Here is a 15,145-nt window from a genome sequence, read left to right as displayed (position 1 = left end):
GAGGTAATTTATTTGATGGTATGGACTTTAGTAGTATTGTTTGCAATTTCTGCTATATTACTAATCATTTCTATTTTAAAATCCAATCGTGTGGCAAAAGAAGAACATAATCAAATTGATATGATTCACATATCCACGATGAAGGAGATTAATGCGCTTCAAGAGTCAATTCGGAATATTGAGATTGACATGGAAGTTGTTACGAAAGAAGCGGGGATTTCACTTACTTCTGAAGAAAAACGTTTAAAGCGTGAAATACTAGATTTATATAAACGCAATTATTCGATTGAGAGCATTGCAAAGATGAAAGAAGTAACAGAAAATGAAATCGAACAACTGCTTGCACCATTCCAGAAAATAATGGAAGAAGGGAGAGCGGCTGCCAATGAGAATTAACTTACTAAGCAGCTTTGCAGCAGGAATTCTAATTAGTACAACTATTTGCGGCGCTGTGTACTTTGCTGATAAAAGTGATGCCCCAAAAGCATCCGCAAAAACATCCGAAAACCGTACAACAGAAAAAATAACTGAAAAAGAGATGAAAAATAAGCTTGAAAAGAAAGGCTATGTCATACAAACGAAAGATGAATATGACAAGGTAATGAAGGATGCTAAGGCATCTGCAGAAAAACAAGCTTCACCAGATGATAACAAGCCCGCCAAAACTGTTACAAAAGTGATTGTTAATGTTTCAGATGGCATGACAAGTATTGATGTCGGCAGGACACTTGTACAAGCAAATTTGGTGCAGGATGCATTTGCTTTTTCAAAGGATATAGAGCAAAAAGGTCTAGAGAATAAATTACGCCCAGGTGTATATGTTGTGGATAGTGAAATGACACTCGACCAAGTAATTTCAACTATTTTTAAGTAAATTAAGAATACAGCCGTTATGAAATTTGCCTCATCGGTTCCGTCAACAGTAAATCGTTAATATATTTACCATACGAAGAACTTTTTGACCGAGGTGGAACCGATGTATTTTTTTATATCAATTTCTGATGATGTTCGATCTACCCAACTAGCCTTTAATAAACATTCAAAAACGAGACAGCTTGTATTAGGTGCACTTTTCGCTAGTATAGCAGCTGTTCTCCAAGCTGCAGGCGGTTTTTTACCAGGGATAGGATATTTTATCAGTCCATTTGCAACAGCACCGATTCTTTTTTGTACCATGCTTTCGCTTCCGGTCGGACTAATGTCTTTTTTTCTAACGAATCTCTTGCTTCTTGTCCTTCAGCCAAGTGAGCTGATTGTGTTCCCGTTTACAACAGGATTGCTGGGATTTGGAACTGGAGTTGCTTTTTACGTTTTCAAAAAAAGGATCAGTATCATCGGAAGTGGTGCTATTTTGCTAACCCTTGGTATCATCAGCTTATTATATGGCTTTTCATTTCCGGTCTTAGGTCCTGCCGTGTCAGATACCTTTTCAGTTCTCATAACGGGCGGCATTTTTTTATTTGCTTTTATTTATAATTGGATTTGGGTTGACATCGGTTTAATCTTTTTTAAAAGATTAAATTTCTATTTTAACAACCAATAAGTTAAGTTGAATTGAGGGTTAAGATATAACCTTCTCAAGTATTAAATACAAAAAATAAAGAGAGAACAGTGCCGCACTGTTCTCTTTGTCTTAAAGGTTAATTAATTGAACCTCTAGCCATTTCCGCACACTATTGATAAACCAGATTTTCGTACTTTTTTGTAAGTCTGTAATCGTTAATGTTTTTTCGCGGATTTCTCCATTTTTGAGTAACATTTCTCTAAATGTGCCTGCTAACAAGCCACTATTTAATGATGGTGTCCATAAGGATCCATCCATTTCCAAGACGACGTTTCCATTTGTAAACTCAGTTAACTCTCCATCTTCGTTCCAAAGGAGCATATCGAAAATATCAGCGGGCTTCTGCATTTGAAATTGAGAATAGATATTTCGATGTGTCGTTTTATGGTAGAGGAAGAGATTGTTTTTTTCTATCGGTTTGCTGGCAAGTACTACTTTTAAAAGTAGGTCAGGGTGTGTTAAGGAATTTGCTTCGATGGTGATGTCTCCGTTTTTAGCTACAAGGAGACGTACTTTTAACTCACCATGTTGATTTTGCTTTGAAAATGCGTCTAAAGCATTGTTGACTTCAGCTAAATCGCATCGAAATCCGAAGTATTGAGCTGAATTTTTTAGGCGATTGAGATGTTCTTCAAATAGAAAATAGTTACCCTTGCTTAATAACAAGCTTTCTAGTAATTGAAATTCAGGTCTGTTCTCTTTAAGTAAACTTGCTTTTGCCAGAATTTCTTGATATTCACCTTCAGTAGTGGAATCCCATGTGATTCCACCGCCAACACCATAAGTTGCTTGACCAGATTGATGTTCAATCATTACGGTTCTAATTGGGACATTAAATATGGCTTCTTTGTCAGGTGTAATAAAACCAATTGCACCGCAATAAACCTCACGCGGTTCCTGTTCTAACTCTGAGATAATATTCATTGTGCTAATCTTTGGCGCGCCAGTAATGGACCCGCAAGGAAAAAGCGCTTTAAATATATCAACGACTTTCGTATTACTGGAAACCTTTGCTGTAATCGTTGAGGTCATTTGATGAACGGTTGGGTATTGTTCAATTTCAAATAGCTTTGGAACGGAAACAGTACCTGGTTCGGCTATCATGCCTAGGTCATTTCGCAGGAGGTCGACGATCATCAGATTTTCAGCACGATTTTTTTCTGACTGGTACAGCCAGTTAGCGTTTGCTTCATCCTCAGCAGCTGATTTCCCTCTTTTTATTGTTCCCTTCATCGGCCGTGTGGTAATTTTATCACCCTTTAAATGAAAAAACAGTTCTGGAGAGGCAGATAGAATACTATGTTCATCGGTGTTGATGTAAGCACAATAATTTGAAGCTTGTGCACTTTTTAGCTTTTCAAAATAAGCAATATCGTCACCTTGGAAGTGGGAGTTTAGACGTATCGTATAATTTGTTTGATAGGTATCACCATTTTCAATCGATTGCTTAATAGATAAAATTGATTGATTATAATCATCCATGTCAACAGATGGTTTCCATTCTGTTAGTGTATAAGGACCAGTACTGCTAATTGATTGGTGCAATGGTTCTGAAAAAATTCCAAACCATAAGAGTGGCATTGTACTTCCTTCCTTGATTCTAAAAGCAGAATCGAAGGCTGATGCACTTTCATAGGATAAAAATCCCGCAGCATAATACCCATTATCGACTGCATCTTGAACAAGTTGAAAGCAAGGAAGCACCTCGTCAATGTCGGCCCTAATCACCTTGATTGGGTCTTGAAAAGTAAGCGGTCTTATTTTCCCGTTCGAGTCAGCAAACTCAAAGGCTAAGAGAGGTTGTTGTATTTTCATAAGATTTGTTTTCATCCTTACATTCTTTTATAAAAAAATTCAGTAACATTTGTAATCCGTTTTCTGTCAAGATGGATTCAGGATGGAATTGAACTCCTTCTACTTTATAATGCTTATGTCGGAGCGCCATAATTTCACCATCTTCACTTCTTGCACTGATTTCTAGACATTTGGGAAGGGTAGATTCATCGACGATTAATGAATGATATCTTGTCACTTGTAATGGTGAAGGAATATCACGGAAAATCCCATTTTGGTCATGGGTTATAAATGAGATTTTTCCATGCATTGGTTTTGATGCCTTTATTACCATTCCACCAAACGCTTGCGCAATAACTTGGTGACCCAGACATACACCCATTATTGGAATTTTTTTATAAAACCTTTTCACGATATCTAAGCATAGACCAGCTGAATCAGGATTACCAGGTCCTGGAGAAATAAGGAGATGGTCTGGCTGCATTTGTTCTATTTTTTCTAAGGAAAGCTGATCATTCCGAATCACAACGACCTCTTCGCCGATTGTTCGGATGTATTGGACTAAGTTGAACGTGAAGGAATCATAGTTATCAATTACTAAAATCACTGATTATATCGGCTCCATTTCCATTTAAGTATTTCCGTTGAAGCGCAATTTTCTTAAAATGAGTGACAAATCAACTATAAAATTTATACCATATTAAACTCGGTGAAGACTAGTGTTAAAATATTGATTATTGATGTTGTATGTTTTTATAGGAAGAATCCATTATTATATTAATATAATAATTTAATTGTAAACGCTTTCTGATTTTAGATGGTTGCAACAGCATGGTTAAATAAAAAACATGCTCTCATAAGATATAGACCTATCTTTTGTAAATGATCATCAATTTTCATAGATTGTTCAATATTTCACAAACTATTATCATAAATTCATGTTATGATGTATTCATAAAAGGAATAAGGAGTGATCAAACATGATGATTTGTGAATGGAAGACCTTCTCTACTGATTCTGAAACATATACCCAGGAGGTATTTGAAGAAATAGTAGGTGATGAATTTGAAGCCATGTTATTTAAAGAAAATGAAGAAATTCCTGCTTATATTTGGACAGTCAATTATGTGATCATTGTAAAAACATATTCAAAAGTCTTAACCGACATAATATTTGAAAAGATCCCACGAAATCCAGTTTGTGAGTAATACGAGGGAAGGTAACAAAACCTTTTACATTTTTTAATTATATTTGTGAAAAGCTTCACAAAGAATTCGGCTATTTAGCAAGTATTAAACAATTTGTGAGTAACACAAAGGAAAAGAAGCAATCCCTTTTAAATTTTTAACACTATTTGTGAAAAGCTTCACAAAGAATTTGGCAAATTAACAAGTATTAAACAATTAGAAAGTAACAAAAGGGAAAATAAACAACCCCTTTTATATTTTTTAACACTATTTGTGAAATGTTTCACAAAGAATACAGCTAATTAACAAGCATTTAAACAATTGGAGGGACTGTCATGGCAGTGGTAGAAAAATTGGTAAAAGAGAAGCAACCTGTAACAAAAATGATTGATACTTTGGTGGAGAACGGTTTAAAAGCATTGGAGGAATTCCGTAGCTTTGACCAAGAGATGATAAATGAAATTGTAAAGCAAATGGCTTTAGCTGGGCTTGATCAGCATATGCCCCTTGCAAAACTTGCCGTTGAAGAAACTGGAAGAGGAGTTTATGAAGATAAAATAATTAAAAACATGTTTGCGACAGAGTATGTCTATCATAATATTAAATATGATAAAACCGTTGGAATCATAAACGAAAATGTCCATGAAGGAATCATTGAAATTGCTGAACCGGTAGGTGTGGTAGCAGGGGTTACACCAGTCACAAACCCAACTTCCACTACGATGTTTAAAACACTTATTTCCATTAAGACGAGAAATCCAATCATTTTCGCCTTTCATCCATCAGCGCAGAAATGCAGCAGTGAAGCGGCGAGAGTTTTAAGAGATGCGGCTATTAAGGCAGGAGCACCGGAGAATTGTATTCAATGGATTGAAACACCATCTCTTGAAGCTACCCAAGCACTGATGAACCATACGAAAATATCTATGATTCTTGCGACCGGCGGGGCTGGCATGGTCAAATCCGCGTACAGCTCAGGTAAACCTGCACTTGGAGTTGGACCAGGGAATGTCCCTTGTTATATTGAAAAAACAGCCAATCTCGATCAAGCGGTAAATGACTTAATTTTATCAAAAACGTTTGATAACGGGATGATTTGTGCCTCAGAACAAGCTGTTATTATCGATAAAGAAATTTACGCTGATGTTAAGAAGGAAATGATTGCGAACAATTGTTATTTTTTAAATGACGAAGAGAAAGAAAAGGTTGAAACATTAGTCATTAATGAACAGGCCTGTGCCGTAAATCCAAAAATCGTTGGGATGGCTGCTTCAAAAATTGCTGCCTTGGCAGGTGTTACCGTTCCGGAAAATACAAAAATTTTAATCGCGGAATTAAAAGGTGTCGGTCCTGGTCATCCGCTATCAAGAGAAAAATTAAGCCCAGTCTTAGCCTGTTATAAGGTTAGCAATCATAAAGAAGGCATTAAAAGAGCTGAAGAAATGCTTGAGTTTGGTGGTTTAGGGCATTCTGCAGTGATTCATACCAATGATCAAACTGTCATTAAAGAATTTGGCCTAAGGATGAAAGCCGGAAGAATCATCGTGAATGCTCCTTCCTCACAAGGTGCCATTGGTGATATTTATAATGCGTATATTCCTTCTTTAACACTTGGCTGCGGTTCGTATGGCGGAAACTCTGTATCAACTAACGTAGGAGCAATTCATTTAATTAATATTAAAAAAGTGGCTAAGAGGAATGTCAATATGCAATGGTTTAAAGTTCCGTCTAAAATTTATTTTGAGAAGAATTCTACCCAGTATTTAGCTAAAATGCCGAAAATCTCGAAAGCATTTATTGTCACCGACCCTGGAATGGTGAAATTAGGCTATGTGGATAAGGTGCTTTACTATTTAAGGAAGCGTCCAGATTATGTGCACTGCGAAATTTTTTCAGAAGTGGAACCTGATCCTTCGATTGAAACTGTTATGAAAGGTGCAGAAATGATGGCTAAATTCCAGCCGGATGTCATTATTGCATTGGGAGGCGGTTCTGCGATGGATGCTGCCAAAGGTATGTGGTTGTTCTATGAATATCCAGATACAGAATTCTTTGGCTTAAAACAAAAATTCCTTGATATTCGAAAACGAATCGTTAAATATCCTCATCTTGGAGAAAGGGCGCAATTCGTGGCTATTCCGACGACATCAGGGACGGGGTCAGAGGTAACGTCATTCTCTGTTATTACCGATAAAGAAGCAAATATTAAATATCCGCTTGCTGATTATGAATTGACACCAGACGTTGCAATTATTGACCCTCAATTCGTTATGACGGTTCCGAAACATATTACAGCCGATACAGGAATGGATGTATTGACACATGCAATTGAAGCATACGTGTCCTGTATGGCCAATGACTTTACTGACGGTCTTGCGATGAAAGCTATTCAGCTGGTATTTGAGTACCTGCCAAGAGCTTACAAAAATGGCAGTGATGAAGAAGCACGTGAAAAGGTTCATAATGCTTCAACAATTGCCGGTATGGCCTTTGCTAACGCCTTTTTAGGAATTAACCATAGTCTTGCGCATAAACTAGGTGCTGAATTCCATATCGCCCATGGACGCGCGAATGCTGTTCTCTTGCCGCATGTAGTTCGCTATAATGCAACAAAACCGATTAAGTTTACAGCATTTCCAAAGTATAACCATTTTAAAGCAGACAAACGTTATGCTGAAATTGCAAGAACACTAGGTTTACCTGCAAAAACGACTGAGGAAGGTGTAGAAAGTCTTGTTCAGGCCATCATTAAATTGGCTAAAGAACTCGAAATCCCAATGAGCTTAGAAGCTAATAATATTGATAAAACTGAGTTCGAAGGCAAAATTGACTTCTTAGCAGACCGTGCCTTCGAAGACCAATGTACCACTGCCAATCCAAAGCTTCCGTTAGTAACCGAGTTAGCTGAGATTTATCGACAAGCATTCAAGGGAGTTTAACAAAGGAGATTACTCGCTTTAGCTATTGGAATAACAAACCTATTAATAAACGTAAATAAGTTGCGAGAAACCGCAACTTATTTGCGTTTTTTTGTTATCATTTTTATAGATATTGAAAGATATAGGAGTTTGACACGAGTTGTACCAATAATTAAGGCTGCCTAAATTGAAAGGCAGCCTTTTGTAAAATCATTAAATTAATGTTTCAATTTTGCTTGTTGGAAGAACCCGTTGTAGTGCTAATTTTTCTTCACTGTTTAATGGTACCAATGGTAAGCGGACACTGCCAACTTTAATCCCGGTCATGTTTAATGCTGCTTTTACCGGTGTTGGATTAGGTGCAGCAAATAAGGCTTTCATAATCGGGAGCAGATGTCGATGTGCTGAAGCTGCCTCCTTTAGATGACCATTTTTAAAGTTATTTATCATTTCCTGTAATTCATTCCCGATGATGTGAGAAGCAACAGAGACTACTCCCGCTCCACCAATCACTAAAACTGGTAATGTTAAACTATCATCGCCACTATACAACGTAAAATCATCTGCAGTAAGGCTGATAATTTCTGCCATGGCATCTAAGTTGCCGCTTGCTTCTTTTATCGCGACGATATTGTCAATCTTTGAGAGACGAACAATTGTATCAACTGACATGTTGATGACGCTCCGTCCAGGGATATTATAAAGCATGACTGGTAGGACGGTTGAATCTGCGATTGCTTTAAAGTGTTGAAATAAGCCTTCTTGAGATGGTTTGTTATAGTATGGAACAACAAGCATGATCCCATCAACACCCGCTTCCTCCGCAAGTGTTGTTAGACTAATGGAAGCCCTCGTGTTATTAGAACCTGTTCCAGCGATGACCGGTACTCTTCCATCCACTACTTTTACAACAAATTTAAATAAAGCTGCCTTTTCCTCGGTTGTTAAGGTAGGGGATTCACCGGTTGTACCTGCAATGACTAATCCATCAGAACCATTCGCAATTAAATAATTTACTAAATCTCTTGTAGCGTTAAAATCAATTTCACCATTTTGATCAAATGGCGTAACCATAGCTGTTAAAACTTGGCCAAAATTCATTATACTCACCCTTTATATCATTTTTCTAATTAGAGGGGGCTGCGACCATTATAAATTGACGCAAAAAAGCAACAACGAGGGCTCGCTGTTGCGGTAGAAACATTATAAAAACCAGTTCCTATGCGTGAGATAGCCCTCCATATAGTTCCCTATATGACAGTTCCGTGCTTGTTCAACAGCAGAACCAGCTTCAAGACAATGAGATTCTATGAAGCTTCGGCAAATTCCCCTTTCCACAATCATCACCGGATCTCATTATCCTCAAATTGTGTACTAATGGTCTTTGCGCCTCTATCCTCACTTCAAAAGGTATTGAAGTAAGAAAGTATTTAATTGATTGCTAATATAACAGATAATTCATTTTTATACAAGTGAAATTAGATATATTAAAATTTTCCGCAAAAAAGTTCACGCAAATAATTTGCGTGTTTTTACAAGTTTTTTTTGTTAGTGAGGAGGCTAAAAAAATTAACTGATCCAAACTTATAACACTTCAATTTTTTGTTATCATTAAATGGGTAATCATTCGTCACAGAATGAGATGTGACTTTATGAAGTGGAGTAGGCGGAAAATTCAAGAATTTGTCTTTATACTGAAAACTCATTCTAGTTATAATAGAAATAAAGATTGTTTGTATCTGATTACCGGAGTTGATTATATGCCTGATTGGTCATACCATACAATTTTTAAACCTTTGGTATCACGGCTGCCAAATGCACTGGGAAGAGAGTTTATTCATCGGGGGATGAACATAGTTTCATCTCTGCCGGGTGGAACTGCATTCATTGAGTTTTTGGGTCATATGTCTCCATCGCCAGCACTTAAAAAGAATTTATTTGGTCTCACATTCTCCAATCCTATTGGATTAAGTGGGAAAATAGATCCGTTCTTATCGGGGACAAAGGCGTTTTCTCACTTAGGTTTTGGGTTTATTGAAATAGGTCCCATAACTAGAACTCCGAATCATTCTGAAAATCCTGCCCGATTTTCAAAAAATAAAGACGAAATTATCTTTCCCAATCCATTAGAATCGATGGGAATTGAGCAGGCTTTACAGAGGCTGCAAGCATTAAGGCATCTTAATAAACCGATATTTATTCGTTTAGGTCAAGAGCTGTCCTTTGAGGAAACAGTCAGCATATTACCGTCATTTTCTCCTTATGGAGCAGCCTTTATCATAGAAAAAATGTACGAGAGTGAACAGTTTTATGCAATGAAGCGCGTAATGAAAAGTAAGCCGATTTTCCTTTCTATTCAACAATGTAGTGTTTACCATGACATGCCTCTCATTCAAAAACTAAAAGAGTCTGGTTGTATTGATGGGATTTTTTTAGAGGAAAGAACTGAAAGTGTTGAAAAAGAACAGACCTTTCCAGTTAAGCAAACAACCGAATTGATTCAAACAGTAAAATGTCTTAAATCAAATGGATTTGACCATGTACCATTAATGATTTCAGGGGGAGTATTGGAGCCAGAAGATGCGCTCACACTCATTTCAGAGGGTGTTGAGCTTATCTTGCTTACGAATGGCTACGTCCTTTCAGGGCCAGGTCTGCCGAAAAGAATTAATGAAGCGATCGAGGATCAATTATGTATCCATCAAGAAAAGAGATCTGGCTGGATATGGTATTGGCTATTTGGTCTCCTAATTACTCTTGGCGGATTGATTGCTTTATTCTTTAGCCTGTCTTTCGTAATTCTTCCTTATGATGAAGCTTTTTTAGGGTTAACTCGCGAAGAACTAATCGTCATCAATCCAACGATCTTTTATTTCATGGCTCATGATCGGATGACACTGGCCGGAACGATGATTTCAGGTGGAGTTTTATATATGCAACTAGCACGCCACGCGGTAATGTTTGGATATCATTGGGCTCGTAAGGCCATTCATCTAGGAGGAACTGTTGGTTTTTTAGGTATTTTGCTGTTTATTGCTTATGGTTATTTTGATTGGCTTCATGCTATTTTTTGGATCGTCCTTTTGCCATTTTTTATGATCGGGCGGCGAAAAACAAATTATTCAAATCGATCTCCGATATCGAAAAATCGAACCAATCATCCAACATGGAAAAAAAGTTTATGGGGACAACTCTGTTTTGTCGTTCTCGGTTTCTCATTTATCATTGGCGGCTTGGTGATTTCTTTTATTGGCGCAACCAATGTATTTGTGCCGACTGACATCGATTTTATTTGTATGACACCAGATCAATTAAATGATGTTAATGGACGGCTTATTTCTCTGATTGCGCATGACCGAGCTGGGTTTGGCAGTGCTTTAATTAGTGTTGGATTGCTTGTGCTCATGATTTCACTATGGGGATTTCATCAAGGGGAAAAATGGATTTGGAAAACGTTACTAATCGGGGGAATACCGGCGTTCGTTTCTGGCATTGTGACTCATTTTATCATTGGATATACAACGTTTATCCATATCCTGCCGGCCTATTTTGCTTTATTTCTGTATGTGACGGGATTAATCCTTTCGCGAAGTTTCTTTTTCGAAACCAAAAGAAAATAGAAATAGGGAAAATAAAATATATGAAAGGAAATAGAGTTGATATAAGTATAAAAAAAGTTACCATCATTAGTTTAAGCGCGTTAGGAATTCTCTTTCGTCATCATTTATAAAAGAAAATGCCTAAACCTGATTTAAGATTTATCGCGGATAGAGCGCGAATAAAAGACTGACTCCAATTTTCAATTTTTTAATTGCGATGATCGTTTAAATATCTCGATTCGCTGATAAATCTCGTTTTTCGCTGATAAATAGGTGATTTTGCTGATACATACCAAAAATCCGCTGATAAAATGGAGAATTTTGCTTTCCGAAAAGTGCTAACCGCTTTTTTTAGGTAGAAAATTTGATTTCACAAATAAAGCGGGTGCCCACACGGGACACCCACCAAAAAACACGATTACTCAACCGTAACCGCCAAAGATTTAACTAAAACTGATGGAGAACCAACAGGCGAAAGCGGGAATATTAAATCCGCTCCAATTTCTTCGACATTTTGCAGTAATTGATAAAAATTACCCGCGATGGTCATTTGGTTAACCGGGTATTGGACCTTTCCGTCCTTTACATAAAATCCATTTGCTGCAAGTGAAAAGTCACCAGAAACTGTGTTAGCTCCTGAATGCAAGCCTTGTAGTTTAGTAATCAAAATACCTTCGTCCATAGAAGAAAGCACTGCTTCAAATGGAGTCGTGGAGGGCTCGAGATAAAGATTCGATGGGCCTACCTTGACAACACTTTTATATGAATCTTTATACGCGTGTCCTGTGGTTTCCGTTTGCTCTTTTTTTGCTGTTTTTTGATTGTGAAGCAGGGATTTCAGAACACCCGATTCGACTAATGTAAGTTTCTTTGTTGCAACACCCTCACTGTCAAAGGTTCTGCTGGCAAGGCCATCCTCTATGAACGGGTCATCGACAATGGTAATCTTTTGGACGGCAATTTGCTTTCCAAGCTTATCCTTTAGGTACGAAATACCTGCTTGCGTGTTTTCTGCGGAAAAATTAGTCGAGTACGTAGCCAAAAGATTTGCTGCTGCATCATTTCTTAAAATAATCGGATATTCTTTGCTCTCAATAGTTCTCGATCCTAATTGTGAGAGTGCTTCATCTGCAGCTTTTTTGGCAATTTCCTTGGCATTTAAGCGCTGGAAGTCTTTTGTCACTTTGAATTCAAATGATGTTTTCGTTTCCTCTCCGTCTTTTACGATGCCTTCAACGATGACATACAAAAAATTCATTTGATCAGTTAAGGACAATCCTTTATTATTTGCAAGGGTTCTAGAGACCGATTCAGTCCGTATCATGCAATAGTCCGTAGCAACAATTCTAGGATCCTGTGCCAGTAACTCACGTTCTACATCTTTAATAAATTGTATTTTTTCGGGAATAGTTACGTCATTAAGGGATGTAGAAAAAAAGTTACATTGCTCATAGTGACTGCTGCCAGCAAAAATTTCTTCAATATTATCATCATTCATGATCTGTGTATTTTCTTTCGCGTTATCTAACAAGAAGGGGATGGAGGCATCATCGATTTTTTCGGAATAGGCATAGCCCATTTTACCGTTTATGATCCCGCGGAAGGAAACGCCTCCGTCTTCAGCAATTTCATACTGATCAATTTCGCCTTTGTATACTTGGCAGCTAAATACTTCTTTCTTTTCATAATACATTTCTACATCTGTAAAACCGGAGTTTTCAGCAGCACTAAATAGTTTCAATTGAAATTCTTGTATTGTCATAGATTATTCTCCCTTCGTACCACCGACCGTAATTTCGCTGACACGGATCATTGGTTGACCTACATTTACCGGGATACTGCCACTTTGTGCACCACACATTCCAGCACCATGCCCCAAATTATCCCCTACCATATCGACAAGCTGTAAGGTTTTTGGACCATTGCCGATTAGAGTAGCGCCTTTCAATGGTTTTCCGACCTTTCCATTATTTACTTCATATGCTTCCATAACGGCAAAGTTATAATCACCAGTTGCAGGATTGACTTGGCCTCCGCCCATATATTTTGTATAAATCCCATGTTCGGTATTTGCGATAATTTCTTCAGGTGTTGATTTTCCAGGGGCAATATACGTATTAGTCATCCTGGAAGTTGGCGCAAAACGGAAGGATTGTCTCCTTCCTGACCCGGTTGATTCCATGCCCATTCTTCGTGTATTAAATTTATCAATGAGATAGCCTTTTAGAATACCATTTTCGATAAGAACATTTTTCCGTGCCTTTTCGCCTTCATCATCAATATTGATGGAACCCCATTCATTTTGAATTGTTCCATCATCGATATATGTAACGATTTCGGGAGCGACCTTTTCACCAAGGCGATTTGCAAACACAGAGCTGTCTTTCGCAACAGCGGTAGCTTCTAATCCATGTCCACAAGCTTCATGAAAAATAACTCCGCCGAATTCATTATCGATAATGACAGGGAATTTTCCGCTTGGACATGGGCTGGCATCTAGCATCGTTACGGCGATCCGTGCTGCTTCATTAGCATAATGATCCAAATTTAGATTTTCGAAAAACTCAAAGCCTTGATGGGCACCGGGTCCATAGAAACCTGTTTCCATTTGGTTATCACGGACTGCCACTGCCTGAATCGCCAGCCTTGATCGAACACGTTTGTCTTCAATAAATTTTCCTTCTGAATTAGCAATCAGCACATTTTGTTCTTCATCCATATAACGGACAGTAACCTGAGAAATACTAGAATGATAGTTTTTTGCAGTTTCATAAGCATTTTTCATAATAGCTGCTTTACAGGATTTATTTACTTCATTAGGCATGAGTTGAATAGGATGAATGGTTTCAAAGGATTCTCTCGCAAAAGGGGTTAGCTGAATAATGGTATTTCCGTTTATAGCTTGTGCTGCGTTTTTAGCTGCTTTCAGAAGCCCTTCCTTGCTGTGATCAGTTGTATAGGCATAGACGCTTTGCAATCCTTTAAACACTCGGATGCCGATACCAAAATCACGTCCGGAAAGACAAGTTTCAATTTTTCCGCTTTGGAGGGTGAAATTATTGGTAAAACGATCCTCAACGAAAATCTCCGAAAAGTCCCCACCCGTTGATAAAGCGGCTGTCAATACGTCCTCAATTAAAGATTTACTTAGCATAAAGGCCTCCTGTATTATTTTAATAATAAAAAGATTCTGATTTCTATAAATAGAATCCTTCTTTTTGATGGTACCTTATCATCATACAACATTTTTGTAAATAATGGTTAATTTTTCCTCGCTATGGCTGAAATCAGTTGGAAGAGTTAAAAAGGCGTTTGTAAGAGAAGGTAAATGCGAGTGAAAAGTTGAATATTAATGAAAATACTAATTATTTTTCAAAAGGTGGCTAAAAAATTGAGTGTGATACCTAGACCGGCATCAACTGTAGTTTTAATGGATCACTTATCAAGGGTCTATTTGACAAAACGACCTGAAACGATGAAATTTATGGGTGGATTTTATGTTTTCCCTGGGGGTGCTGTAGACCAGTCTGATGATGTACAAGACTGTAAGAGGATTTTAAAAGGTATAGTTAATGAAACATTTGAACTAGCATATTATGTAGCTGCTGCAAGAGAATTATTTGAAGAGGTGGGGGTTTTAGTTTGTAAGAAAGAAGACGGTTTTTCTGTTCAGCTGGAGGAAGAAAAAGAAATGGAATACCGCCGTCTTCTAATAAATGGGGATCTATCATTTTTACAACTGCTAAAAAAAGAAGGACTTCAGTTTGATCTTGATAGCTTGGCCTATATAGGTCAAATCATTACACCGAGGAGAAGCCGCATAAGATTTGATACACGTTTTTTTCTAACTCAGCTTCCAAAAGGGCAAGCTCCCAAACCTGATTTTAATGAAATTAGTGATACCAAATGGATATCTCCAGCCGATGCACTAACTGCATATCAAAAAGGGGAAATTTTATTGGCTCCGCCAACGATTCATACTTTGAAGACCATTATTAACCATCTAAACGGTGCTCCGTTAACGATGCCCGAGTTTAGATTAAGGGATTACATAGTTGATTTGATTGAGTAATAGGAATCTTG

General features: G+C 37.6%; 12 protein-coding genes and 1 riboswitch. Of the genes, 7 read left to right on the top strand and 5 right to left on the bottom strand.

What is annotated here, in order from left to right; translation table 11 throughout:
* Nucleotides 1-15 precede the first annotated feature (15 nt).
* From QNH20_RS14700 to QNH20_RS14690, 3 genes are all read left to right on the top strand, one after another.
* Complete coding sequence (locus tag QNH20_RS14700) at nucleotides 16-396, top strand: hypothetical protein (RefSeq protein ID WP_283923416.1); 381 nt, start codon at nucleotides 16-18, stop codon at nucleotides 394-396.
* Nucleotides 386-874, top strand: coding sequence for an aminodeoxychorismate lyase (locus tag QNH20_RS14695; protein ID WP_283918750.1), 489 nt, complete (start codon nucleotides 386-388; stop codon nucleotides 872-874). The genes QNH20_RS14700 and QNH20_RS14695 overlap by 11 nt, the downstream gene beginning before the upstream one ends.
* 102 nt (nucleotides 875-976) lie before the next feature.
* Nucleotides 977-1,543 (top strand): YybS family protein, encoded by a 567-nt coding sequence (locus tag QNH20_RS14690; RefSeq protein ID WP_283918749.1) that lies wholly within the window; start codon nucleotides 977-979, stop codon nucleotides 1,541-1,543.
* Nucleotides 1,544-1,633: 90 nt separating this feature from the next.
* Here QNH20_RS14690 and pabB read toward each other — a convergent pair whose 3' ends face one another.
* Both pabB and QNH20_RS14680 read right to left on the bottom strand, forming a co-directional pair.
* Nucleotides 1,634-3,379, bottom strand: a complete 1,746-nt coding sequence (gene pabB, locus QNH20_RS14685) for an aminodeoxychorismate synthase component I (RefSeq protein ID WP_283918748.1) — start codon at nucleotides 3,377-3,379, stop codon at nucleotides 1,634-1,636.
* Nucleotides 3,348-3,965 carry an anthranilate synthase component II gene (locus tag QNH20_RS14680; protein ID WP_283918747.1) on the bottom strand — a complete coding sequence of 206 codons (618 nt, stop codon included), beginning with the start codon at nucleotides 3,963-3,965 and terminating at the stop codon, nucleotides 3,348-3,350. Before QNH20_RS14680 ends, pabB begins: the two co-directional genes overlap by 32 nt.
* Before the next feature lie 373 nt (nucleotides 3,966-4,338).
* Between QNH20_RS14680 and QNH20_RS14675 the strand changes: the two genes are divergently transcribed.
* The gene (locus tag QNH20_RS14675; RefSeq protein WP_283918746.1) at nucleotides 4,339-4,566 is read left to right on the top strand and encodes a hypothetical protein; all 228 of its coding nucleotides are present in this window, start codon (nucleotides 4,339-4,341) and stop codon (nucleotides 4,564-4,566) included.
* 314 nt (nucleotides 4,567-4,880) lie between these two features.
* Nucleotides 4,881-7,484 (top strand): bifunctional acetaldehyde-CoA/alcohol dehydrogenase, encoded by a 2,604-nt coding sequence (gene adhE, locus QNH20_RS14670; RefSeq protein ID WP_283918745.1) that lies wholly within the window; start codon nucleotides 4,881-4,883, stop codon nucleotides 7,482-7,484.
* A gap of 192 nt (nucleotides 7,485-7,676) precedes the next feature.
* Here the strand turns inward: adhE and dapA are convergent, their stop codons facing one another.
* A complete protein-coding gene (gene dapA / locus QNH20_RS14665) occupies nucleotides 7,677-8,564 on the bottom strand; it encodes a 4-hydroxy-tetrahydrodipicolinate synthase (RefSeq protein ID WP_283918744.1) in 888 nt (295 codons plus the stop codon).
* A 122-nt stretch (nucleotides 8,565-8,686) separates the two neighbouring features.
* Nucleotides 8,687-8,866, bottom strand: a riboswitch (Lysine riboswitch).
* A gap of 357 nt (nucleotides 8,867-9,223) precedes the next feature.
* Between dapA and QNH20_RS14660 the strand changes: the two genes are divergently transcribed.
* Nucleotides 9,224-11,083, top strand: coding sequence for a beta/alpha barrel domain-containing protein (locus QNH20_RS14660; protein ID WP_283918743.1), 1,860 nt, complete (start codon nucleotides 9,224-9,226; stop codon nucleotides 11,081-11,083).
* A gap of 397 nt (nucleotides 11,084-11,480) precedes the next feature.
* On the opposite strand, the gene QNH20_RS14655 is transcribed toward QNH20_RS14660, so the two are convergent.
* Complete coding sequence (locus QNH20_RS14655) at nucleotides 11,481-12,824, bottom strand: TldD/PmbA family protein (protein WP_283918742.1); 1,344 nt, start codon at nucleotides 12,822-12,824, stop codon at nucleotides 11,481-11,483.
* Nucleotides 12,825-12,827: 3 nt separating this feature from the next.
* Nucleotides 12,828-14,216: a TldD/PmbA family protein gene (locus QNH20_RS14650; protein ID WP_283918741.1), complete on the bottom strand. Its 1,389-nt coding sequence runs from the start codon at nucleotides 14,214-14,216 to the stop codon at nucleotides 12,828-12,830.
* A gap of 243 nt (nucleotides 14,217-14,459) precedes the next feature.
* Between QNH20_RS14650 and QNH20_RS14645 the strand changes: the two genes are divergently transcribed.
* Nucleotides 14,460-15,134 (top strand): NUDIX hydrolase, encoded by a 675-nt coding sequence (locus QNH20_RS14645; protein ID WP_283923415.1) that lies wholly within the window; start codon nucleotides 14,460-14,462, stop codon nucleotides 15,132-15,134.
* Nucleotides 15,135-15,145: the final 11 nt, after the last annotated feature.

It is taken from the genome of Neobacillus sp. WH10 (genome assembly GCF_030123405.1).
Taxonomy (GTDB): Bacteria; Bacillota; Bacilli; order Bacillales; family Cytobacillaceae; genus Neobacillus.
This window is presented reverse-complemented; position numbering and strand designations above follow the sequence as displayed.

What these genes read in the sequence shown, in the direction of transcription:
- QNH20_RS14700 (WP_283923416.1), top strand. Translation starts at nt 16, where the DNA reads ATGGTATGGACTTTAGTAGTATTGTTTGCAATTTCTGCTATATTACTA.
- QNH20_RS14695 (WP_283918750.1), top strand. Translation starts at nt 386, where the DNA reads ATGAGAATTAACTTACTAAGCAGCTTTGCAGCAGGAATTCTAATTAGT.
- QNH20_RS14690 (WP_283918749.1), top strand. Translation starts at nt 977, where the DNA reads ATGTATTTTTTTATATCAATTTCTGATGATGTTCGATCTACCCAACTA.
- pabB (WP_283918748.1), bottom strand. Translation starts at nt 3,379, where the DNA reads ATGAAAATACAACAACCTCTCTTAGCCTTTGAGTTTGCTGACTCGAAC.
- QNH20_RS14675 (WP_283918746.1), top strand. Translation starts at nt 4,339, where the DNA reads ATGATGATTTGTGAATGGAAGACCTTCTCTACTGATTCTGAAACATAT.
- adhE (WP_283918745.1), top strand. Translation starts at nt 4,881, where the DNA reads ATGGCAGTGGTAGAAAAATTGGTAAAAGAGAAGCAACCTGTAACAAAA.
- dapA (WP_283918744.1), bottom strand. Translation starts at nt 8,564, where the DNA reads ATGAATTTTGGCCAAGTTTTAACAGCTATGGTTACGCCATTTGATCAA.
- QNH20_RS14660 (WP_283918743.1), top strand. Translation starts at nt 9,224, where the DNA reads ATGCCTGATTGGTCATACCATACAATTTTTAAACCTTTGGTATCACGG.
- QNH20_RS14655 (WP_283918742.1), bottom strand. Translation starts at nt 12,824, where the DNA reads ATGACAATACAAGAATTTCAATTGAAACTATTTAGTGCTGCTGAAAAC.
- QNH20_RS14650 (WP_283918741.1), bottom strand. Translation starts at nt 14,216, where the DNA reads ATGCTAAGTAAATCTTTAATTGAGGACGTATTGACAGCCGCTTTATCA.